We start from the raw sequence: 22,014 nt of genomic DNA, 5'->3' as shown, positions 1-22,014 counted from the left end.
CGGGGCGTGTGTCAGCCCGTGCAGAGGATGTCCCGCTCCGGCCGCTTCCCCGTCGTCAGGAAGGTGGTGACGGCGCGGTCGCCGCAGGCGTTCCCGTTGGCCAGGTACATGCCGTGGCCGCCCCGGTCGACGGCGACCATGCGGGCCCGTCCGCCGAGGGCGGTGCGCAGCCGCAGGGCGCCGGAGTAGGGGGAGTACGGGTCGCGCAGGCCCTGGATCATCAGGATGTTGGACGGGCCCCGGTCGGTGACCGCGACCGGCTTCTCGGCGGGGGCGTCCTTCCAGAAGGCGCACGCATTGATGTTCGCCGGTGCCCCGGCGGTCAGCGGATGGGCCACCCGGTCGGCGGCGACGGCCCGCCGGTACTCGGTGACGGTGCCCCGCCAGCGCACGTCGTTGCAGACCACGCCCATCGCGACCGTCGCGTCCGCGTCCGGCAGCGGCCCGCTCAGCGCGGCGGGCAGCACCGGCTTCGCCGCGCCGTCCCCGCTGTCCCCGTTCCCGCTGTCCCCGTCCCCGCCGTTCCCGTCCCCGGCCGCCCGGACCAGTTCCGCGAACCCGGTGAAGGAGTCGTCGGAGGCCAGCGCCAGTTGGAGCGCCTGGCGCAGCCGGTTGCCGGTCAGCGGAACGCCCGGAGTAGTGGTCTCCACCGGCTCCCGGTCCAGCCGCGCCGCCAGCGCCAGCACCAGCGGCCGCACGTCCTCGGCCCGCCGTGCGAGCCGCAGCCCCGCCGCGTCCCGGGCCGGGTCGGCGGCCCAGCGCGCGAAGTCGGGGAAGCGGTCGTCGACCCCCACCGCCCCACGGGCCATCCAGCCCTGCTCGACCAGCGCCGGGTCCGGGTCGTCGTTGCTGTCCAGGACCCAACGGTCCGTGTGCTGCGGGTACTTCTGCGCGTACACCGCCCCCACGTAGGTGCCGTACGACACGCCCCAGGCCGAGAGCCGCTCCTCGCCGAGCGCCTGCCGGAAGCGGTCGATGTCCCGGACCTCGTTGGCCGTGGTGAGGCTCCGCAACAGGGCGCCGCCGTTGCGGGCGCAGGTCTCGGCGGTGCGCCGGGCCCGGACCACGTTCTCGTCGATCGAACCGTCGGGGCCGGGCCAGGACCGGATGTTCACCAGCTCCCGGTCCTCCGGTCCGAGCCCGCAGCCCGCCTTCGTGCTGCCGCCGGTCCCGCGCGGGTCGAGGCTCACGACGTCGTACCGCCCCCCGGTCTCCCGCCGTAACGCCGCCCCCGTCTCCGTCACCTCCCGCACCCCGGAGCCGCCCGGCCCGCCCGGGATCACCAGCAGTGTCCCGCGCCGTTCGGCGGGCCGGTCGCTGCGGACCCGGGTCACGGCGAGGGAGAGCAGCGGCCCGTCCGGGTCCCGGTAGTCCAGGGGTACGGGCAGCTCGGCGCACTCCTGCCCGGCCGGTCCGTCCGCCCGGGCGCAGGGCCGCCAGGAGAGCGCGGGCACGGAGTCGGCGGAGGCGGCGGCCTCCGGGGGCGCGGCCCCGGTGAGCAGGGTGACGGCGGCGGTGGCGGACAGGGCGACGAGCGCGGCGGATTTTCGGTGACTCCTCATGCCCCACAGCCTGGTGGGGTGCGGCCCTCCGGCCCATCCGGCAGCCCGGACGGAGACTGGTGGGGCTGTCCCCCGGAGGGCAGGGGGGTGTGCTCGCGGAGGTGACGGGTGGCGGGGGACGTGCCTCGTCCCAGGGGTGGGGCGGGACGCGAAAAACCTTGGACGGAACCGGGGTTGATCACCTACTCTGTGGCTCCACGCCCTGAGACGGACGGAAGGAGGCGAGTGCCGTGCAGTTCACGTCTTTCCCGCGCTCCCTTTTCCGTTGTCCCCGCGTGGTCCGCGAATTCTGACGAGTTCCGAATTCCGGCCGGGAGCGCTCCGAGCAGCCCTATTCCCGGAGGAATCCATGACCGACACGGTCATTCGCACGCTCTCCACGAGCGATGCCCATCTTTTCGACGCACTCCCCGACCCGCTCGGCGCCCGTGAGAGCCATCGGCGCACCCGGTTCCGCACCGAGTGGATGCGCGTCGCCCTGCGCGGCGGCGAGGTCGTCGCACGCGGTGCGTGGTGGGGCGGCCCCGACGACCAGGAGCCCGTCAACATCAACTGGTTCGACGTGGCCGAGGGCGAGGAGGCGGCGGGCGCCGAGCTCCTGCGCTCCGCTCCCCGGCAGGTCGAGCTGGAGTTCAACCTGCCGGGCGGCTGGCAGGACGATCCCGGCCTGCGCGCCGCCGCCGACACCCGCTTCACCGCGGCCCGGGCCGCCGGGTACGAGCTCCTGGCGGAGCGCTTCCTGTACCGCTGGACCCCGGACCACGGCCTGCCCGAGCGGCCCGGACGGCTGAGCTTCAGGGCCGAACCCGACGACGCCGTGTTCTTCGACGCGCTGCGCGACATCCACTCCGCCACCCTGGACGCCCACGCGCTCCAGGCCGTCGCGGAGGGCGGCCTCGACCAGGCGGCCCGGGAGGAGCTCGACTTCTTCCACTGGTGCCCCTCGCCGAGGGAGTGGTGGCAGACCGCGTACACGCCGGAGGGCGAGCTGGCCGGGATCCACATCCCCGCGCACAACCCGTCCGGCCCGACCATCGGCTTCATCGGCGTCGTACCGGGGCAGCGCGGCCGCGGCTACGCCTACGACCTCCTCGCCGAGTGCACCCACTTCCTCGTGGAGCGGGGCGCGGAGTTCATCAGCGGGGCGACGGACCGGGGCAACTTCCCGATGGCCGCGAACTTCGCCCGGGCCGGCTTCCCCGTCGTCCGCGAACGCGTCAACTTCCGGCCGCCGGCCCCGGCGGTGTAGGCCCGGGGCCGCGCGCCGGGGACGGGACGGTACCGGCCGTCCCCGGCGCACGGCCGCGTACGGCGGCGATAGCCTGGTGGGAGGAGCAGGCAGGAGATCTCGTGTCCATGGGAACAGCCCCGAACCGGCAGGGTCCCGTCGTCGCGGTGGTCGCGCTCGGCGGTGCGACCGGCGCCTGCGCCCGGTACGGGGCGTCGCTGCTCTGGCCCACCGCCGCCACCGGTTTCCCGTGGACGACGCTGGTCGTGAACGTGATCGGATGCGCGGTGATCGGCGCGTTCATGGTGGTGATCAGCGAGGCATGGTCGGCGCACCGGCTGGTCAGGCCGTTCTTCGGCACGGGTGTGCTCGGCGGGTTCACCACCTTCTCCACGTACGCGGTGGACATCCAGCGTCTCGTCGACGGCGGCCGGGTCCGTGCCGCACTGGGGTATCTGGGGCTCACCCTGCTCGCGGCGCTCACCGCGGTGTCGGGCGCGGTGTGGGCGACTCGACGCGTACTGGCCTGGAGGCGGCCATGACGACCACACCACGGACGGAACGGGCCCTGCGCCTGACCGTCCTCGTCGGCGAGTCCGACGGATGGCACCACCGGCCGGTCTTCACCGAGATCGTGCACCGGGCCCACCGGGCGGGGCTTGGGGGCGCCAGTGTGTTCCGGGGGATCGAGGGGTTCGGCGGCTCCTCGATGATCCACACCCAACGGCTGCTCTCGCTGAGCGAGGACCTGCCGGTGGCGGTCGTGATCGTCGACCGGGAGGACCGGATCCGCGCGTTCCTGCCGCAGATCGGGGAACTGGTGGCGACCGGCGGACTGGTCGTCCTGGACGCGTGCGAGATCGTCCGCTTCGACGGCGACGGCGACGGCGACGGCGACGGCAGCGAGAGCGGTAGCGGTGAGGGGGAGCGGGGCCGGTGAACTGGCTGCTGGTGATCGTCGGGGCCTCGGTCGGCGCCCCGCTGCGCTATCTCACCGACCGGGCGGTGCAGTCCCGCCACGACAGCGTCTTCCCCTGGGGCACGTTCACGGTCAATGTGGCCGGGTCGCTGATCCTGGGCCTGCTGACCGGCGCGGTGGCGGCCGGTGCCGCCTCCTCGCACGTCCAACTGCTGATCGGCACGGGACTGTGCGGGGCGCTCACCACGTACTCGACGTTCAGCTACGAGACGCTGCGGCTGGCGGAGGACGGGGCCCGGTCGTACGCGGTGGCCAATGTCGCGGGGAGCGTGGTGGCCGGGCTGGGCGCGGCGTTCGCCGGGGTGGAGCTGGCCCACGCCCTCTGGGCCTGAGCGCGGCCGGCGTCCCCTGCCACCGCGATGCGAGGCGGTGGCAGGGGAACGCCGTTGGGGAGGAGCCGTCACCGGGCGCCGGGCGATTCAACCCGTGGTGCGCGCCGGAGCGGTCCGTCAGGCGCCGACGCTAGGCAACCGCGCGCGCCCCGGCCCCGTCACCACGCCGCGCCCCGGCCGCGCGCCACCCCAACGGCGGTCAGTGTCCCCGGGGGAACGTGGTGCGCACCGCGGCGCCCCGGGCCAGGAACGCGATCCGGACGACGGGCAGGACGCAGACGGTCTGCACCGCCGCGTACCAGAGCGGGCAGACGCCCGGGACGAGGTCGACGCCGACGATCGCGACCGGCATGATCCCGGCCAGGGTGCGCAGCCGTTCGAAGGCCCGCCGGGAGCCCGGGCCGCCCGGCCCGCCTGGGCCGTCCCGGAACGCGGCGACGGCCAGCCGGTGCATCACCACGGCGACCAGCGGCAGCAGCGCCGCCCGGACCCACATGAACGTGTTGACCGGGTGGCCGCCGGCCGCCACCGCCGCGACGGCCACCAGCGCGACGGCGCCGAGCACGCCGTACGCGGTGACACAGCCGGTCACCCGGGCGGCGGCGTGCCGGAGTCCGGGGGTGGTGCGGGGCGTGGAGCAGGTGTCGGTTTCCATGCCCCTGACGCTAGGGAGCGCACGATTGCCCCGGTACGGGGCCGGCCCCACGGAAGAGTGGGGCCGGCCCCACTCCCCGGCGGCGCGCGGGCCCGGCATGATCCGGACGAAGGCCCTGGCGGCGGACGGAGGAGGGGACATGAGGCTGGATCCGGACGCGTGGCCGGTGCGGGTCGGCGCGGGGTTCGCGCGGGCGTGCGCCGTGGCGGCCGTCGCGCTGGCGGTGCCGGCCGTGTGGGCGGCGGCGGTGGCGCTGGGCATCCGGTGGGGGGCGGGGAACCCGTGGTCCTGGCTCGCCCCCCTGGTGCTGGTGTGCGCGGGCACGCTCGGGCTGTCCCGGCCGGTGTGCCGGACCGTCCGACTGCTCGTCGCGCGCTGGACGGGGACGGTGATCCCGGCCGGGTACCGGCGGGCCGGTCCCGTGACGCAACTGTCCACCGGCCACTGGTGGAACGGCTTCGGCTACGAGCGCACCCGCCGCGACGCGCTGATGGACCAGCGGTGGCGGGTCCGGTGGGGCGACCCGGCCGTCCGGCGCGATCTGCGGTTCGTCCTGGTGCTCCCGTTCACGGCGGGCGTCGTCGCGGCCGTTCCGGCGGCCGGGGTGGCGGCGGCGGTGTACGGGCTCGGCCGGCCCGGGGCGGCCGGGTGGCTCCTCGGGACGTTCGGGGCGGCCGTGGCCGGGGGCTCGGCCCCGTACGCCTGGCGGCCCCTCGTACCGGTGGCCGTGCGCTTCCTGCGGCCCTCGGCCGCGATGGCGCTGGCGGAGCGGGTGGCGGAGCTGACCGCCCAGCGCGCCGACACCACGCTCGCCCAGGCCGCCGAGATCCGCCGGATCGAACGGGACCTGCACGACGGCGCGCAGGCCCGGCTGGTCTCGCTCGGCCTCTCCCTGGCGACCGCGGAGAAGCTGCTGGAGAGCCGCCCCGAGCAGGCCAGGGCGCTGCTGCGGGAGGCCAGGGGCGGGGCCGCCGCCTCGCTGGCGGAGCTGCGTGAACTGGTCCGGGGGATCAGCCCGCCGGTTCTGACCGAGCGGGGCCTGGTCGACGCCGTCCGCGCCCTCGCCCTGGACGTCCCCCTCGATGTGACCGTCACCGCCGACGCCCCGCTGCGCCTGGATCCGCCGATCGAGTCCGCCCTCTACTTCGGCGTCGCCGAGCTGCTGGCCAACACCGTCAAGCACGCCCGCGCGACCCGGGCGCGGGTCCGTTTCCTCCCGAGGGGGGAGGGCCGCCCGGGGGTCGTCGTCGAGGTGGCGGACGACGGCCGGGGCGGCCTCGACGAACGGCCCGGCGGCGGACTCGACGGGCTGCGCCGACGGCTGGCGGTCTTCGACGGCACACTGGAGGCCGACGGCCCGCCGGGGGGCCCGACCCGAGTGAGGATGGCGGTGCCGTGCGAATCGTCGTAGCCGAGGATCTCTACCTGCTGCGCGACGGCATGGTCCGGCTGATCGAGGCGTACGGCCACGAGGTGGTGGCGACCACGGCGACCGGGCCCGAGACGCTCGACGCGCTGCGGACCTGGCGCCCGGACGTGTCCGTCGTCGACGTCCGCATGCCGCCCACCCAGTCGGACGAGGGGCTGCGGGCGGCTCTCGCGGCCCGCGCCGAGACACCCGGGCTCCCGGTCCTGATCCTCTCCCAGCACGTCGAGCAGCTCTACGCACGGGAGTTGCTGGCCGACGGCTCCGGGGGCGTCGGCTACCTCCTCAAGGAGAGCGTCTTCGAGGCGGACCAGTTCATCGACGCCCTGGAGCGGGTCGCGGGCGGCGGGACCGCCATGGACCCGGCCGTCATCGCGAGACTGCTGGCCTCCACCGCGCCGGGCGGGCGGCTGGAGCGGCTCACCGACCGGGAGCGCTCCGTACTGGCGCTGATGGCCGAGGGGCTGTCCAACCAGGCGATCGGCCGTCAACTCTTCCTCAGCGAGAGCACGATCGGCAAGTACACCACCTCCCTGTTCGGCAAGCTCGGCATCGTGGACGACGACGACACCCACCGCCGGGTCCGCGCCGTACTCGCCTACCTGAACGCGTCCTGACGCCACGTCAGACACCTTCCGTCCGTCGACCGAAAGGACCTTCCGTGCCGGACCGCCCCGCCCCCGGGACCCCGCGCCCCGTCACCCTCGTCACCGGCGGCAGCCGGGGCATCGGCGCCGCGACCTGCGTCCGCCTCGCCTCGGACGGCCACGACCTCGCGCTGGGCTATGTGCGCGACGCGGAGGCCGCCGAGCGGACCGCGGCGGCGGTACGGGCCGCCGGGGCGCGCTGTGTCACCGTACGGGCGGACACCGCCGAGGAGGCCGACGTGGAACGGCTCTTCGACACCGCCGCCGAGCAGCTCGGCCCGCTCACCGGCCTGGTCAACAACGCGGGGGTGACCGGCCCGCTCGGGCGGCTCGCCGACACCTCCGCCGAGACCCTGCGCCGGGTCGTCGACGTGAACCTCCTCGGCTATCTGCTCTGCTGCCGCCGGGCCGCCAAGGACCTGGCCGCGAACGGCGGCGGCGCCATCGTCAACCTGTCGTCGGCCGCCGCCACCCTGGGCAGCCCGGGGGACTTCGTCCACTACGCGGCCACGAAGGCGGCGACGGACGCGCTGACGGTGGGCCTCGCCAAGGAGCTGGGCCCCGACGGCATCCGGGTCAACGCCGTCGCCCCGGGGATGATCGACACCGAGATGCACGCCATGGCCGGCGACCCGGACCGGGCGGTGGCGGCCGTCCCCGGCATCCCGCTCGGCCGGATCGGCGCGGCCCCGGAGATCGCCGCCGCGATCAGCTGGCTGCTGTCCACCGAGGCGTCGTACGTGACCGGCGCGGTGCTGCGGGTCTCGGGCGGGCGGTAGCGGCAGGACCTCCGGCGGACCAGGGGCGGCCCGGGGACGCCGCGCCCCCGGCCGTGGGCCGCCGGGGCCCGTCCCGGCGGCCCCGCGAACGCCCGGCCCGCTCAGCCGCCCTTGTTGGCGCGCCGCTGCTTGGCGGCGGCGCGCGCCTGGGCCGTGGGCAGGTCCGGGCGGCGCGAGCGGCCCGGCTTCGCGGGACGGCTGCCCAGCCCCCGGAAGTGCGCACCGCCCCCGCCGGCACCAGCCCCGCTGCCGCCGCTGCCGGTCCGTTCGCGGGAGGGGGCCGCGCCGTCGACCGGCACGCCGGAGGGCTCGCGCGCCCCGGTGATCCGGCCCAGCTCGTCGTCCCCGGGGCGGACCTTGGTGGTCCGCGGGGTGATGCCCGCCTCGGCCATCAGCCGTGCCGTCTCCCGGCGTTCGGCCGGGAGCGCCAGCGTGACGACGGTGCCGGAGGCCCCGGCGCGGGCGGTGCGGCCGCCGCGGTGCAGATAGTCCTTGTGGTCGCCCGGCGGATCGACGTTGACGACCAGGTCCAGCTCGTCGACGTGGATGCCGCGCGCCGCGACGTCCGTGGCGACCAGCACCGTGACCTGCCCGGCCCGGAACCGGTCCAGCGTGCGGGTGCGCTCCTGCTGGGACCGGCCGCCGTGCAGCGCCGCGGCCCGTACGCCGCTGCCGAGCAGATGGGCGGTGAACCGGTCCGCGGCGTGCTTGGTGTGCAGGAACATGATGACCCGGCCGTCCCGGGCCGCGATCCGGGTCGCGACGGCGAACTTGTCGGCGGGCCGGACCAGGAGCAGATGGTGCTCCATCGTCGCCACCGCACCGGCCACCGGGTCGGCCGCGTGGACCACCGGGTCGTGGAGGTAGCGGGCGACGAGCTGGTCGACGTCGCCGTCCAGGGTCGCGGAGAACAGCAGCCGCTGGCCCTGCGGCCGCACCAGGTCGAGTACGTCGGTGACCTGCGGCAAAAAGCCCATGTCGGCCATCCGGTCGGCCTCGTCCAGGACCGTGACGGCCACCCGGTCCAGCCGGCAGCTCCGGCGCTCGACGAGATCCCGGAGCCGGCCCGGCGTGGCGACGACCACCTCGGCGCCCTCGCGCAACACGGCGGCCTGCGGCGCCACGGGCACCCCGCCGTACAGCGTGGCCATCCGCAGCCGCAGCGCCCGCGCGTACGGGGTGAGCGCCTCGGTGACCTGCTGGGCCAGCTCGCGGGTGGGCACCAGGACCAGGGCCAGCGGCCGGCGGGACTCGGCCCGGCTGCCCGCGGTACGCGCCAGCACGGCGAGCCCGAAGGCGAGCGTCTTGCCCGAGCCCGTCCGGCCCCGCCCCAGGACGTCGCGCCCCGCCAGGGCGCTCGGCAACGTGGCCGCCTGGATCGGGAACGGGGTGGTGACGCCCTCGGCGGCGAGCACCGGCAACAGCGCGGCGGGCAACGCCATTTCGGCGAACCCGGTACCGGAATCGGCGCTCGCGGAATCGGCGCCGACCGAATCGGCACCGGTCGAATCAGCACCGGCGGAATTGGCACCGTCGGCGCGGTCCGAATGCGGGATGCGGTCGTGATCGTGGTCGCGGTCCATGACGAGGAACCCTTCCTGACATTGTCGGGGCGGCTCGGGCGGACCGTCCGGAGCCCTCCGGTCCCGGCCGACCGGCCTCGTATCTCACGGCAAACCGCTACTCGACCCCGAATAATAGCATGGCGAAATTTCGCCATTAACGGCATTTGCCTGTCGAATTACGCATGAAGGGGGAAGATGCGCAAATGCGCTTTCGGAGGCCGTGGAGGGAGGGTGAAAGGCTTTTGGCTGGGTCCGGGGAATCGATTTCCTGCCCCGGCGTGCGGCTCCGGTCGCCCGCCCCCGTCGCGCGCCGGTGCGCCCGACCCGGTGCGCCACGCCGGAGGGTGGTTGATGATCGGCCTGGTCGGCGGCCATAATGCGGGTGTAGCCCTTCATGCATCCCCCGTCGTGAAGGGCTACACCCATGCTCCGGGGCCGGCCGCCCGGCCGATGCGTGCACAATGCACTTTTTGTCCGGGGTGAATTCGCGCGCACCATGTTCTTTCACGGGCAGGGGACTCCCCTCGTGGTCCCCTGCCCGTGTTTTTTCGAGTTAACAGTGACGTAGCGTGTTTACGCAAGTCCGTTCCCGTGCCAGCCACCACTTCGGGTACGCCGCGTCAGCGTTCGTTACAGTACGAGCCCGTTGACCGAATCGATGACCGTGAGCACCGATCGAACGGAAGCGGCGGATACGTGGGGGGCCCGATGGACAGCGCCGAGGAACGCGCACCGGAACTGCGGACCTTGCAGCAGAAGGTCGAGTACATGGTGGAGAAGACTTTTCCGGGGCAGAAGATCTCGGGCCGCTTCTTCGCCGACCTCGTCAAGGAGCGCGGCGGCTCGCTCTCGCACAGCTATTTCTCCAACATCCTCGCGGGCAAGGTCACTCAGCCCTCCGAGGACATCCTCAAGGCGCTCGGCCTGGGCTTCGGCGTGGACTGGCGGTTCTTCAAGGAGGAGTCGGAGGTCGTCGACGACGTCGTGGCCGGGCTCCAGTTCCTCGCGCTGCGCCGCACCGGGGAGATCAGCGGGGTGGCGGGGCGCGGTCTCGACGAGGACGGACTCCCGCCGGAGCTGCTGCAGTTCGCGCTCTCCCTGCTGCGGGAGTCCACGGGCCAGAGCAAGGACCTGCCGGGGGCGCCGGGTACGGCCACCCCCGGCGGGTCGGGGAAGTAGCCCTCCATGTCCTTGCGTCAGCTGCGGAAGGAGTGCGAGGCCGGGCTGGCCGACCTGCCGATACCCGCGCCCTTCTCCATCGGCGCGCTGGTGGCGAACATGGAGGCGGCCCGCGGCCGCACCATCGTGCTGCACGAGATGCCCGACCGGCTGGCCCGGGTCAACGCCGCCTGCGGGCTGCGCCTGAAGACCGGCGGGACGAGCTTCGTGCTCTACCGCCGCAGGCCGACCGCGTACCAGACCCAGCACGTGATCCTGCACGAGCTGTGCCACGAGTGGTTCGACCACGGCACCTCGCTCGACCCGGAGCAGCTGCGCCGTCTGCTTCCGGTCTTCGACACCTCGCTGATCAGCAGGGTGCTGGGCACCGGCCCCGCGACCGCCCCCGCACCGTCCGCCTCCGCGCCGTCCGCCCCGCCCCCGCCCGCGGTGACCGACCTCGCCGACGCGATCCGGTCGGGGGACGGCACCGTGCAGGCCCGCGCGCAGTACGACACCCACGACGAGCGGATGGCCGAGCTCGGCGCCTCGCTCATCCCCCGCATGGCCCTGGACGTGACGAGCGACGACATGGTGGGGCGGCTGGCCAACTCCCTCTCCCGCCCGGTCGCCAACCGCCGCCGCGGCCTGTTCCGCCGAGACTGACCCCGCCGCCCCGTCCCCCACCCCCAAGGACCCCGCCGTGACCCCGCTCGACCTCGCCGGCTACCTCATAGCCGCCCTGATGACGGCCGTCGCCCTGTGGCGCATGCCCTCGGCCCTGTGGGGCGACGAGGAGGACAAGCGCCGCCGGGCCCTGTGGGGCTGCTACGCGGGCTTCGCCGCCGCCCTGTGGACCAAGACCCGGGCCGTGCGCATCGCGCTCAACGACAGCGCCGTCACCGACCTCGCCGTACTGATCAAGCACTACACGGCGACGATCGCGATCCTGGCGATCCTCAGCTACATCGTGGCGATCTACGGCCGCTACCCGGACGGCGGGACCGTGCCGCGCCATGTGCGCTTCGCCCGCGCCATCCAGCACGTGGCGGCCAAGGCGTCGATCGCCACGCTGATCCTGCTCACGGTGCTGTTCTTCACCGTCGTCGACCGCTCCGTGCCCTCCGACCGCTTCGTCTCCGACCACGCCGGGCAGTGGGGCGCCACGCTGTACATGAGCGTCTTCTACCTCTACCTCGGCGCCGCGTCGGCCGTCTGCGCGTACCAGTGGGCGCTGGCCACCGCCGGGGCCGGGACGCGCCATCTCCGCGTCGGCCTGGGGATGATGACGTTCGCGATGGTCATCGGTGTCGGCTACACCGTCAGCCGGACCCTGTTCCTGTGGGTCAGTGTCGTCGACACCCCGAGCGAGTCCTTCGCGCTCCGCTTCGACGAGATCACCGAGGCCGCCCAACTGGTGCTGTTCGCCTTCTTCGCCGTGGGCGCCTCGATCCCGGCCCTCAGCAAGGTGCGGCGGCGCGCGAGGCTCTGGCGGGCCCAGGTCCGGCTGCACGGCCTCTGGCGCGAGTTGATGACCGCCTTCCCCGAGCAGCCCTTCGACCCGCCGGCCTCGCTGGTCCGCGACATCACCCGCTTCGGCACCCCCGCCGACCTGCGCGTGGACCGTTGGGCGGCCGACATCGCGGACGCGGTGGAGAAGCTGCGCCACTACGTGCCCGACGCCCTGCTGCCCGCCGCGAAGGCCGCCGCCGCGGCGGACGGCGTCACCGCCCCGGACCGGGCGGGCCCGCTCACCGAGGCGTACTGGATCAAGGCGGCGCTCACCGCCCGCAACGACGGCGCCCCCGCCACCACCGCGGCGGCCGTGGAGACCCAGCACGCCACCGACCAGGAGGGCGAGGTGGCCTGGCTGGTCCGGGTGGCCACCGCCTACCGGACCGTCGACCAGGACCGTGCGGCGCGGGTACTGGCGGACGCCACCGCCGCCCCTTCCGCCATCGAGGAGACCGCATGACCACCACCGACGGCACCACGGAACCCACGGGACTCACAGAACCCACGGACACCGCAGCCGCTGCAGACACCACCGACACCACAGACACCACCGACACCACCGGCACCGCCCGCACCGTCACCGACGTCTTCCAGCCCCGCAACGTCCTGCTCGTGGGCATGCTCGGCATCGGGCTGGCCGCCGCCGGCCACTGGACCGGACTGCTCTGGGGCTTCCTCGGGGCCCTCTGCGCGGGACTGGTGCCCGCCGGGTACATCGAGTGGGAGCGCGGCCGCGGCACCTGGGGCGACCGCCATGTCGTCGACCGGACGAAACGGGCCCCGATCTTCTTCGTCATCCTCGGCTCCATCGGCACCGGTTCGGTCGTGATGGTCCTCGGCCACGCGCCGACCGGCATCCTGCTGGCGATGCTGGCCCTGTGGGCGATGACCGTGGTCCTGCTGGCCGTCAACACGGTGTGGAAGATCTCGGTGGACGCGGCGGTGGCCTCGGCCGTCGTCGCGCTGCTCGCCGCGGTCCATTCGCCGTGGTGGCTGCTCGGCTACACGATGACGGTCGCGGTCTGCTGGTCGCGCGTGGCGCTCCGGTACCACACGGTCGCGCAGGTGATCGCCGGTGCGTCGCTGGGGGCCACCACCGCGACCGCGCTCCTCTTCGGCTGAGGCCGAGCCCGAGCCCGAGGCCAAGGAGGCGGAGGAGGCGGATGAGGCGGAGGAGCCCGAGGCTCCGGCCCGCCCGGATCCTCCGCTCGGCCGAAACCCGCCGCTGAACGGTCGGCCCGTGGGGTACGGCTTGCCCCGTGCCGAACTTCGAGATCACCATCGCCAGCGCCGACGACCTCGCCCTGCTCACCGAGTGGGCCCACGAGGAGAGCTGGAACCCCGGGCTGACCGACCGTCACGCCTTCCACGCCGCCGACCCCCGCGGCTTCCTGATCGGACGGCTGGACGGCGAGCCCGTCTCCTGCGTCTCCGTCGTCCGCTACGGCCCCGACTTCGGGTTCCTCGGCTTCTACCTCGTCCGGCCGCACCTGCGCGGACAGGGGTACGGGATCCGGACCTGGCGGGCCGGGATGGAGCGGCTGGCGGGCCGCAACGTGGGCCTGGACGGGGTGGTGGACCAGCAGGCCAACTACCGCAAGTCCGGCTTCCGTTCGGCCTGGACGACGATGCGTTGCGAGGGGCTGCCGCCCGCCCGGCCGGTCCCGGACGGGGTGCAGCTGGTCGACGGGCGGGCGGTCGCCTTCGACCGGCTCGCCGCGTACGACCGCCGCTTCTTCCCGGCCGAGCGCGACAGTTTCCTGGCCCCGTGGATCGCCCACCCCACCCGGGTCTCGCTCGCCGCCGTCCGCGACGGCGAGCTGTGTGGACTGGCCGTGACGCGCCCCTGCCGGGCCGCCTCCCGCATCGGCCCGGTGTACGCGGAGTCGCCGGAGGTGGCCGGGGCGCTGGTCGGCGCGCTGGCGGCGGCCGATCCCGGGGTGCCGGTCGCGGTCGACGTGCCCGACGTCAACCCGGCGGCGGTGCGGCTCGCCGAGGAGCTGGGCCTGAGCCCGTCGTTCGAGACCGCCCGGATGTACACCGGACCGGTGCCGGAGTTCGACCGCTCCGGCCTCTTCGGCGTCACCAGCCTGGAACTCGGCTGAACCGGCCCTGGGCCGGGCCCGGCCGCACGGACCGGCCCGGCTCAGGTCGCGTCGTACGTCTCCGGCCGGGGCGGGACCGGATCCCGGGACCGGGTCCGGGAGGCGAGTACGGCTATGTCGTCCTCGGCGCCCGGACCGAACCGGTCCAGGACCCCGTCCAGCAGGTCGTCGAGGCTGCCGTCGGACGGCATGGTCAGCTCCCGCAGCCGGCGGACCGAGGTGTCGATGTCCTCGCCCCGCCGCTCCACCAGCCCGTCCGTGTACAGGAAGAGCACCGTTCGGGGATCGAATTCCAGCCGGGTCGTCCGGTAGCCCCCGAACCCGGCCCCGAGCGGCGGCCCCACCGCGATCTCCTCGCACACCCGGGTCCCCGCGAGCGGGTCGATCAGCACCGGCGGCAGATGCCCGGCGCTCGACACCTCGCAGGCCGCGCCGTACCGGTCGACGACGGCCAGCAGACAGGTCGCGGCCCGGTCCAGCCCGGACCGTTCGACCATCCGGTCCAGCTGCTCCAGGATCTGGTGCGGCTCCAGCTCGTCGTCGGCGAACATCCGCAGCAGGGAGCGGTAGTGGCTCATGGCCACCGCCGCCTCCACCCCGTGCCCCATCACATCGCCCATAGCCTTCAGATGGCGCCCGTCCCGCAGCGGGATGACGTCGAACCAGTCGCCGCCCACCATGACGCTCCGGTCGGCCGGCAGATAGCGGGTGGCGATCTCGATGTGCGGATGCGGCGGACGCGGCTCGGAGAGCAGGGAGCGCTGGAGTTCCAGGGCGATGGTGTGCTCGTGCGCGTACCGGCGGGCGTGGTCCATGTCGACGGCGGCCCGCGCGGCCAGCTCCCGGGCTATCACCACGTCCTCGTCGGTGAAGACCGGCGAGTCCCCCGACCGGATCAGCCCGAGGACGCCGAGCGGACCGGACCGCACCGCGACGGGCACGATGAGCGCCGAGTGCAGTTCCAGGGCCCGGTAGGAGGCGAGCCGCTCGGGGCCGGGCGCGGAGCGCAGCAGCTGCGCGTCGGTGGTGTAGTTCTCCACCACCGGCCGGCCGGACGCCAGGCAGCGCGGGACGGCCGCGCTCTCCTGGTAGTCGATGTACTCACCGGCCATCCCGAAGCCGAAGCTCTCCAGATCCTCCATCAGCTCCGGCCCGGCCTGCAGCGCCGCGCGCCGCAGCCGCAGCACCCCCGGGGGCGCGCGCCGCACGGGCGCGGCGACGTCCGGCGGGAAGACTTCGACGATCGCGACGTCCGCCAGCCCCGGCACGACCAGCCCGGCCAGCTCGGCGCAGGTGGTGTCCATGTCGAGGGTGGTGCCGATCCGGGTGGTCGCGATGTCCAGCAGGTCCAGATGGCGCCGGGCCTGCTCCAGCTCCCGCTGGCGGCGGTCGGCGGCCATCACCTCCAGCACGATCGCGGCCACGCCGATGACCCGCCCGTGGGACTCCAGACGGTGGAACGCCCCCTGCCAGTACCGCCGTACGCGCGTGTCGCGGGCGGTGAACCCGCTGACGGTGACCTCCCGGGGCTTCCCGTCCGCCAGCACCGCCCGGATCAGGTCCTCGCGCGCGTCGAGCCGGGGCAGCGCCTCGTCGATGGTGCGGCCCAGGTGCTCGGAGGCGGGGATGCCGTTGATCCGTTCGAGTGCCGGGTTGACGTAGCGGTAGCGCAACTGGTCGTCCAGGACGGCCACCCCCGCCGGGGTGCCGTCGAGCAGCGCCGCCAGCGCCTCCAGTTCGAGTGGTGCGGGGCGGTCGTCGTCCGCGTCGGCCCGGTGCGGGTCGTCTGCCCGGTTCAGGTCAGCGGGTGCGAGGTCCGGCCGGACGCCTCGTCGATCTCGTCGTGCGCCTTCGTCAGCATCTTCATCGCCAGCTCGTTGAGGGCCCTGGCCCCCGCGATCTCCTCGCCCACCCGTGGCTGGGACTGGTCGGAGGGATGGCGGCTGGCGTAACCATGGGCCCGCACCTCGGACCCGTCCGGGAGTCGTACGAGGGCGGCCGCGCGGGTGCGGTGGGTGTCCTCCTCGAACTCCAGCTCCACATGCCATCCGACGGTTGTCATCACCATGACGCTCACCTCGTTACCAGCGTGCGCCCGTTCCTCCGCCCGCGCACCACGGCCGGGCGTTGTCCACAGCCTGTGGACAGTGTGTTCCGGAGGTGCGCTCGGCCGTGCTCCGGCCGTGCTCCGGCCGCGCAACCCCGGCATAAAGGGCGCGTAAAAGATTGCCGGAACCCGGCAGTGACGGCCGGGTGTACGTATGGGACCATCCAGCCAGTTCGACGGAATTGTTTCGATGTCCGGCGTCCGGCTCCGATGTCCGGCGTCCGATGTCCGGCACTCGATGGATTCCGACCGGGGGATCGGGGAGGGTGATGGTCGCATGAACGTGTTCCTGGGTCTCGGCATTGCCGGGATCGTGTTGCTCGTCCTGTCCCTGATCTTCGACGGGATACTCGAAGGTCTCCTCGGGGGTGTTCTGGACGGCCTGTTCGACGGGCTCCTCTCGCTCCCGGTCATCGCCGGGTTCCTCTCGATGCTCGGCTTCGGGGGCGCGATCGTGCTCGGTACCACCGGCGCCGGTACGGTCGTGGCGACCGCCGCCGGAGTGCTGGCCGGGCTGGTGGCGGCCTGGCTGACCTGGAAGCTGAGCCGGGCCCTGATGCGCGACCAGACCAGCGTCACCCCGCGCGGCGACGACCTCGTCGGCACCTCGGGCTCGGTCGTCACGGCCATCCCGGCCGAGGGGTACGGAGAGGTCCTGCTGAGCCTCGCCGGCCAGCCCGTGAAGCTGGCGGCGAAGAGCCCGACGCCGATCGCCCGGGGCACCGAGATCTGGGTGGAGGCCGCGCTGTCGACCACCTCGGTCGCCGTCCGCCCCGTCGAACACTGACCGCCACCGCACCGACCACCCACCGCGCCCGAGCACGCACCCTCGCCCGCGCGCGGCGCACTGCCCGAACCTAGCTGCCGCCCCGAGAGGCGACAGGGGGGACACCTCATGAGCCCAGTCGTGACCGCGGTCGCCGGAGTCGTCGTACTCCTGGTGCTGCTCGCACTCGTCGTCATCACCCGCTACAAGGTCGCCGGGCCCAGCGAGGCGTTCATCATCACCGGCCGCCGGGGCAAGAAGTCGACCGATCCGGTGACCGGCCGGACCAGCATCGACAACAGCGGCCAGAAGGTCGTGGTCGGCGGCGGAGTCTTCGTCGTCCCGTTCGTCCAGCAGAAGTTCACCCTGGACCTCTCCAGCCGGCACATCCCGATCGCGGTGCGCGGCGCCGTCACCCTGCGCGGGGTCAAGTCCAACCTGGAAGGCGTCGCGATCGTCAAGGTCGGTGGCAGCGAGGAAGCGATCCGCGCCGCCGCCCAGCGCTTCCTCCAGCAGCAGGACGGCATCGTCGGCTTCACCCAGGAAGTGCTCTCCGGCGCGCTGCGCGCCATCGTCGGCCGGATGTCGGTCGAGGACATCATCCGGGACCGCGCCGCCTTCGCCGGACAGGTCGCGGAGGAGGCCGAGGCCAGCCTCTCCGGCCAGGGCCTGATCCTGGACGCCTTCCAGATCCAGGACATCACCACCGAGGGCTCCTACCTGGAGGACCTCGGCCGCCCGGAGGCCGCCCGCGCCAAGCAGGAGGCCGACATCGCCGAGGCGATCGCCAAGCGCGCCTCCGAGCAGGCCCGGCTGAAGGCGGCCGAGGAGATCGCCATCGCCGAGCGGACCTTCTACCTCAAGCAGGCCGAGATCAAGGCCGAGACGGAAGCCGCCGCCGCCCAGGCGAACGCGGCGGGCCCGCTCGCCGAGGCCGCCCGCCAGCAGGACATCCTCGCGGAGCAGGAGAAGGTCGCCGAGCGCCAGGCCGCCCTGACCGACCGCGAACTCGACACCAAGATCCGCAAGCCCGCCGACGCCGCCCGCTACCAGGCCGAGCAGGAGGCCGAGGCCCGCCGGATCGCCCAGGTCAAGGAGGCCGAGGCGGACGCGGAGCGCGCCCGGCTGACCGGTCAGGGTGAGAAGCTGCACCGTTCGGCGCTGGCCGACGCCGTCCGCATCGAGGGCGAGGCGGAGGCCGCGGCCATCGCGGCGAGGGGTTCCGCCGAGGCCGAGGCCATGCACAAGAAGGCCGACGCCTTCGAGCGGTACGGCGACGCGGCCGTGCTCCAGATGCTCGTCGAGGTGCTGCCGCAGGTCGTCGCCAAGGCGTCCGAGCCGCTCAGCGCGGTCGACAAGATGACCGTGATCTCCACGGACGGCGCGAGCCAGCTGTCCCGCACGGTCACCGACAACGTCGCCCAGGGCATGGAACTCCTCAGCTCCACCACGGGAGTCGACCTCGGCGCCCTGCTCCAGAACCTCCAGTCCAAGTCCGGCAAGAAGCCCGGGACCCCGGCCCAGGCCCCTGCCCCGGCCGCCGAGACCCCCATCGAGATCACCGACTGACGAAGCGGCCACCGCGCCATCAACACCACGTGCCCGGACGGGAGTTCCCGTCCGGGCACGCGCGTACCCACCCGGCTCGCCGAGGCCGCCCTGGCGGCCGGGGCCGGGGCTCTGGGGACGACGTTCCGCTCTGGGCGCGGTGTGGGGCCCGCCGGTGGCCACGGTCCACTCCCGCACGGCGAAGGCCTTCGAGACCTTCGGCGATCGCCCCAACGCCACCGACCGGTACGCGACCGCAGCGGCGAGCCGTCCCGGGGCGACGTACGCGCGGATCATCGCCCTCGGCCTGGTCGCCCGGGCCGAGCGGCAGGCCAGACCGGTCCGTAGTACGAACACGTTCGTTACGATCAGGTTTATGACTGCGAGAAGAGAGCCGACCAGCCGCCGGGAGCGTCCGGCGAAGCCCTCCCTGTCCCGGCGCTGGATTGTGGACACCGCCGTGCGGATCATGCGGGCGGAGGGGCTGGGGAAGGTCACGATGCGCCGTCTGGCGCAGGAGCTGGATACCGGCCCGGCGTCTCTGTACGTCTACATCGCCAACACCGCCGAGCTGCACGCGGCCGTTCTGGACTCTCTCCTCGGCGAGGTCGACCTGACCGGGCGGGACGGCGGTGAGAGCTGGCGTGAGCAGCTCCGTGCCGTCATGACGTCGTACACCCGGGTGCTGTTCGAGTACCCGCAGCTGGCGCGGGCGGCGCTCGTCGCCCGCCCGAGCGGCGAGAACTACCTGCGCCTGGTGGAGCGCATCCTCGGTCTCCTCTCGCAAAGCGGCGCCGGTCGCGAGCAGGTCGCCTGGGGGATGGACAAACTGCTCCAGGACGCGACGGCCACTGCTGCCGAGCACTCGACGCGGGAGCATGATCCCGCCTCTGAGGACGACTGGAACGCTACGGTGCGTGCGCTGCACGCCGTGGACGGCGCCGAGCGTCCGGCGATCGCGGCACACATGCCCGCTCTGATCGGCGGCTCGGTGCCGGACAGGATCCGCTGGAGCTTCGACGTCCTCATCAACGGCATCGTGCACACGCCTGTTCCGGGCGCAGAGGGCTGAGTTCCGGGCGGGTTAGCTCGCCCTGCCGACGGCTGACTTGGTTGGACGCAGTCTTCTCGCCGCCTCCCGGCATGGCCGTACCGAACTTGTTCGTAACGAACATGTTCGGTACGGTTTCTGTGTGGCCGGGTCATTGCCCGCCGATCACGCGTACGCCGGCTTTCTCCAGAGCTGGGCGGCGTCGGCGGGACCAGCTCGGCGGACAGAGGTGTTCCCTACTGCTTTCGGAGGCCCCATGAGCACCAGCCACTTCCCGATCGCAATCGTCGGCGCGGGCCTTGGCGGCCTGATGGCCGCCCGTGTCCTGCACGTCAACGGCATCGAGTCGGCGATCTTCGAGCTGGAGGCGTCGGCGGCGGCCCGTACGCAGGGCGGGATGCTCGACATCCACGAGAACAACGGGCAGAAGGCCCTGCACGCCGCCGACCTCCACAACGACTTCCTCAAGATCGTCCACGAGGGCGGTCAGGCCATGCGCCTGCTCGGCTCCGACGGCACGGTGCACGTGGCAGCGGAGGACGACGGCACCGGCGGCCGGCCAGAGGTGGACCGCGGCGACCTGCGGGACCTGCTGCTGGGCTCCCTGCCCGATGGCACCATCCACTGGGGACGGAAAGTCACCGGGGCCCGGGCGCTGGGCGACGGGCGTCACGAGGTGACGTTGGCCGACGGCTCGGCCATCACCACCGATCTCCTGATCGGCGCGGACGGCGCCTGGTCCCGGATCCGTCCGCTGGTCTCGAACGCCTCGCCCGTCTACACCGGCATCTCCTTCGTCGAGACCGACCTGTTCGACGCCGACACCCGCCACCCGCGCAGTGCCGCGGTGATCGGCGGCGGGTTCTTCATCGCCCTGGGGGGAGAACGCGGCGTCCTCGCGCACCGGGAAAGTGACGGCAGCCTCCACGTCTACACGGCACTCAAGGCCGACGAGGGCTGGCTGGACACGGTCGACTTCAACGACCACGCAGCCGCCAAGGCGGCGGTCCTCGCCCACTTCGAGGGCTGGGACGAGGACCTGCGCGGCCTGGTCGCCGACGCGGAGACGATCACCCCGCGCCGTATCCACGCCCTGCCCGTGGGGCACCGCTGGGACCGCGTCCCGGGCGTGACGCTGCTCGGTGACGCCGCCCACGTGATGTCCCCCTTCGCCGGGGAGGGCGCCAACCTCGCCATGTTCGACGGCGCCGAACTCGCCCTGGCCGTCGCCGCCCACCCCGGCGACACCGAAGCCGCCCTGACCGCGTACGAGGAGGCCCTCTTCCCGCGCAGCGAGGCGAGCGCCGCCGAGTCCGCCGCCAACCTGGACACGATGTTCGGCGAGCGGGGCCTGGAGCAGATGGTCGCGTTCTTCACCTCCGGCACGGCAGCCCGGTAAGGCCCGCCCCGACGGCCACCACCCCCTCAAGTCACCGAACCCACCCGCCTCAGCCAATCCGGGAAGAACAATGACGTCACACGATCCGCGCACCATCCCGCTACGGCCCGGCCTGGACCTCGAAGTGCGCGAGGCCGGCACGGGCAGCAGCCCGGTCCTCGTCCTGCACGGCGGCTCCGGCCCCTCCAGCGTCGCGCCCCTGATCGACCACCTCGCCTCGGATCACAGGGTGGTGGCGCCCACCCACCCGGGCTGGAACGCCACCCCGCGGCCCGACAACCTGGACTCCGTGCCCGCACTCGCCGCTGCCTACCTGGATCTGCTCGGCCACCTCGGGCTGGACAACGTGACGGTGATCGGTACGTCCTTCGGCGGCTGGGTCGCCGCCCAGGCCGTCCTGGACGACCGCGAGGACCGGATCTCCCGGCTCGTCCTCATGGACGCCATCGGCCCCGTCATACCCGGCCAGCAGATCACCGTGCCCGCCGGTCCACCGGCTGCGGCGCCGCAGGGCGGACCGCTCGCACAGGCGATGGCCGCCATGCGCGCCTACGCCGGGCCGACCATGGCAGACGTCGGCATGCTGCCCCGCCTTTCCACCGTCACCTGCCCGGTCCTGGTGATCTGGGGCGCCGACGACGCAGTCGTCACCCCCGACTTCGGCCGTGCCTACACCGCGGCGTTCCCCCACGCGCGATTCGAACTCATCCCCGGCGCGGGACACCTGCCCATCCGCGAGAAGCCCGAGACGGTCTTCACCCTTCTCGACTCCTTCCTCACCAGCCGAGCCCGGACCACCGGCCACTGAACCCCTGCTCCCCACGGCATGCGGCGGCTCCCGCGGCCGGAGCACCTCAGCAGGGGCTTCGGCCGCGGGAGTTCGGGTGGTGGGCCGGAGCGGTCAGCCGATCGCGATGTCGTCGAGCAGGAAGATGGTGGACAGGTAGGCGTCCTCGGTGCCGGCGAACTCCAGCTTCACCGTCTGCCCCTTGTAGGCGGACAGGTCGATGGTCTTCTGGATGTAGCCGGCACTGGCGTTCGCGTTGGAGTAGGTGGGGCTAGGACCTGTCTTCAAACTGCCGCCTGCCGTGCGGTGTCCGGCACGCACGCTCGCCGCGTTGTCGGGGTCACCCCGATACATCCAGTATCGGAGCGACCCTCCGCCTTGCGATCGCACGCACCGGACACCGCA

The 22,014-nt window shown here is 73.3% G+C and carries 23 protein-coding genes; 17 read left to right on the top strand and 6 right to left on the bottom strand.

All coding sequences use genetic code 11. The features are described from left to right. Positions 1–11 precede the first annotated feature (11 nt). Entirely contained in the window at positions 12–1,562 is a 1,551-nt protein-coding gene (locus ACF08W_RS17185; protein WP_392279727.1) for an alpha/beta hydrolase, read from the bottom strand. A gap of 349 nt (positions 1,563–1,911) precedes the next feature. On the opposite strand from ACF08W_RS17185, the gene ACF08W_RS17180 reads away from it, so the two are divergent. From ACF08W_RS17180 to crcB (ACF08W_RS17165), 4 genes are all read left to right on the top strand, one after another. Continuing rightward, entirely contained in the window at positions 1,912–2,811 is a 900-nt protein-coding gene (locus ACF08W_RS17180) for a GNAT family N-acetyltransferase (protein ID WP_385203111.1), read from the top strand. 107 nt (positions 2,812–2,918) lie between these two features. Continuing rightward, a complete protein-coding gene (gene crcB / locus ACF08W_RS17175) occupies positions 2,919–3,332 on the top strand; it encodes a fluoride efflux transporter CrcB (RefSeq protein WP_385203113.1) in 414 nt (137 codons plus the stop codon). Then, entirely contained in the window at positions 3,329–3,730 is a 402-nt protein-coding gene (locus tag ACF08W_RS17170; RefSeq protein WP_392279726.1) for a DUF190 domain-containing protein, read from the top strand. Before crcB (ACF08W_RS17175) ends, ACF08W_RS17170 begins: the two co-directional genes overlap by 4 nt. Then, a complete protein-coding gene (gene crcB / locus ACF08W_RS17165) occupies positions 3,727–4,101 on the top strand; it encodes a fluoride efflux transporter CrcB (RefSeq protein ID WP_385203119.1) in 375 nt (124 codons plus the stop codon). Before ACF08W_RS17170 ends, crcB (ACF08W_RS17165) begins: the two co-directional genes overlap by 4 nt. A 199-nt stretch (positions 4,102–4,300) precedes the next feature. Here the strand turns inward: crcB (ACF08W_RS17165) and ACF08W_RS17160 are convergent, their stop codons facing one another. After that, complete coding sequence (locus ACF08W_RS17160; protein ID WP_392279725.1) at positions 4,301–4,756, bottom strand: hypothetical protein; 456 nt, start codon at positions 4,754–4,756, stop codon at positions 4,301–4,303. A gap of 139 nt (positions 4,757–4,895) precedes the next feature. Here ACF08W_RS17160 and ACF08W_RS17155 point away from each other — a divergent pair, with 139 nt between their 5' ends. The 3 genes from ACF08W_RS17155 to ACF08W_RS17145 are packed head-to-tail and all read left to right on the top strand — an operon-like array spanning position 4,896 to position 7,608. Then, positions 4,896–6,167 (top strand): sensor histidine kinase, encoded by a 1,272-nt coding sequence (locus tag ACF08W_RS17155; protein ID WP_385203125.1) that lies wholly within the window; start codon positions 4,896–4,898, stop codon positions 6,165–6,167. Continuing rightward, positions 6,152–6,799: a LuxR C-terminal-related transcriptional regulator gene (locus ACF08W_RS17150; protein WP_392279724.1), complete on the top strand. Its 648-nt coding sequence runs from the start codon at positions 6,152–6,154 to the stop codon at positions 6,797–6,799. The genes ACF08W_RS17155 and ACF08W_RS17150 overlap by 16 nt, the downstream gene beginning before the upstream one ends. Positions 6,800–6,843: 44 nt before the next feature. Then, entirely contained in the window at positions 6,844–7,608 is a 765-nt protein-coding gene (locus ACF08W_RS17145) for an SDR family oxidoreductase (RefSeq protein WP_385203129.1), read from the top strand. 101 nt (positions 7,609–7,709) lie between these two features. Here the strand turns inward: ACF08W_RS17145 and ACF08W_RS17140 are convergent, their stop codons facing one another. Continuing rightward, positions 7,710–9,191, bottom strand: a complete 1,482-nt coding sequence (locus ACF08W_RS17140; protein WP_392279723.1) for a DEAD/DEAH box helicase — start codon at positions 9,189–9,191, stop codon at positions 7,710–7,712. Between the two features lie 690 nt (positions 9,192–9,881). Here ACF08W_RS17140 and ACF08W_RS17135 point away from each other — a divergent pair. The 5 genes from ACF08W_RS17135 (at position 9,882) to ACF08W_RS17115 (ending at position 13,951) form a co-directional block, all read left to right on the top strand. Then, positions 9,882–10,352: a hypothetical protein gene (locus ACF08W_RS17135; protein ID WP_352274210.1), complete on the top strand. Its 471-nt coding sequence runs from the start codon at positions 9,882–9,884 to the stop codon at positions 10,350–10,352. 6 nt (positions 10,353–10,358) lie between these two features. Beyond that, positions 10,359–10,997 (top strand): toxin, encoded by a 639-nt coding sequence (locus tag ACF08W_RS17130; RefSeq protein WP_392279722.1) that lies wholly within the window; start codon positions 10,359–10,361, stop codon positions 10,995–10,997. A gap of 37 nt (positions 10,998–11,034) precedes the next feature. Further along, entirely contained in the window at positions 11,035–12,306 is a 1,272-nt protein-coding gene (locus tag ACF08W_RS17125) for an MAB_1171c family putative transporter (protein ID WP_385203140.1), read from the top strand. Continuing rightward, on the top strand, positions 12,303–12,968 hold the full coding sequence (locus ACF08W_RS17120; RefSeq protein ID WP_392279721.1) for a hypothetical protein: 666 nt from the start codon (positions 12,303–12,305) through the stop codon (positions 12,966–12,968). The genes ACF08W_RS17125 and ACF08W_RS17120 overlap by 4 nt, the downstream gene beginning before the upstream one ends. A gap of 137 nt (positions 12,969–13,105) precedes the next feature. Further along, positions 13,106–13,951: a GNAT family N-acetyltransferase gene (locus ACF08W_RS17115; RefSeq protein WP_392279720.1), complete on the top strand. Its 846-nt coding sequence runs from the start codon at positions 13,106–13,108 to the stop codon at positions 13,949–13,951. 41 nt (positions 13,952–13,992) lie between these two features. Here ACF08W_RS17115 and ACF08W_RS17110 read toward each other — a convergent pair whose 3' ends face one another. Both ACF08W_RS17110 and ACF08W_RS17105 read right to left on the bottom strand, forming a co-directional pair. Further along, positions 13,993–15,687 (bottom strand): SpoIIE family protein phosphatase, encoded by a 1,695-nt coding sequence (locus ACF08W_RS17110; RefSeq protein ID WP_385203923.1) that lies wholly within the window; start codon positions 15,685–15,687, stop codon positions 13,993–13,995. Positions 15,688–15,746: 59 nt separating this feature from the next. Further along, positions 15,747–16,019 (bottom strand): DUF1876 domain-containing protein, encoded by a 273-nt coding sequence (locus ACF08W_RS17105; RefSeq protein ID WP_352274215.1) that lies wholly within the window; start codon positions 16,017–16,019, stop codon positions 15,747–15,749. Between the two features lie 316 nt (positions 16,020–16,335). On the opposite strand from ACF08W_RS17105, the gene ACF08W_RS17100 reads away from it, so the two are divergent. The 5 genes from ACF08W_RS17100 (at position 16,336) to ACF08W_RS17080 (ending at position 21,630) form a co-directional block, all read left to right on the top strand. Continuing rightward, entirely contained in the window at positions 16,336–16,845 is a 510-nt protein-coding gene (locus ACF08W_RS17100) for a hypothetical protein (protein ID WP_352274216.1), read from the top strand. Between the two features lie 108 nt (positions 16,846–16,953). Beyond that, the gene (locus tag ACF08W_RS17095; protein ID WP_352274217.1) at positions 16,954–18,393 is read left to right on the top strand and encodes an SPFH domain-containing protein; all 1,440 of its coding nucleotides are present in this window, start codon (positions 16,954–16,956) and stop codon (positions 18,391–18,393) included. A gap of 355 nt (positions 18,394–18,748) precedes the next feature. Then, a complete protein-coding gene (locus ACF08W_RS17090; RefSeq protein ID WP_392279719.1) occupies positions 18,749–19,444 on the top strand; it encodes a TetR/AcrR family transcriptional regulator in 696 nt (231 codons plus the stop codon). Positions 19,445–19,679: 235 nt separating this feature from the next. Then, positions 19,680–20,822, top strand: a complete 1,143-nt coding sequence (locus ACF08W_RS17085; protein WP_392279718.1) for an FAD-dependent oxidoreductase — start codon at positions 19,680–19,682, stop codon at positions 20,820–20,822. Positions 20,823–20,892: 70 nt separating this feature from the next. Next, positions 20,893–21,630, top strand: coding sequence for an alpha/beta fold hydrolase (locus ACF08W_RS17080; protein ID WP_392279717.1), 738 nt, complete (start codon positions 20,893–20,895; stop codon positions 21,628–21,630). 93 nt (positions 21,631–21,723) lie between these two features. On the opposite strand, the gene ACF08W_RS17075 is transcribed toward ACF08W_RS17080, so the two are convergent. After that, a complete protein-coding gene (locus tag ACF08W_RS17075) occupies positions 21,724–21,897 on the bottom strand; it encodes a hypothetical protein (protein WP_392279716.1) in 174 nt (57 codons plus the stop codon). Positions 21,898–22,014 lie beyond the last annotated feature (117 nt).

Source organism: Streptomyces sp. NPDC015144 (genome assembly GCF_043079735.1).
Lineage (GTDB): Bacteria > Actinomycetota > Actinomycetes > Streptomycetales > Streptomycetaceae > Streptomyces.
The sequence above is the reverse complement of the archived record's forward strand: the minus strand, read 5'-3'. Positions and strand labels throughout refer to the sequence as shown.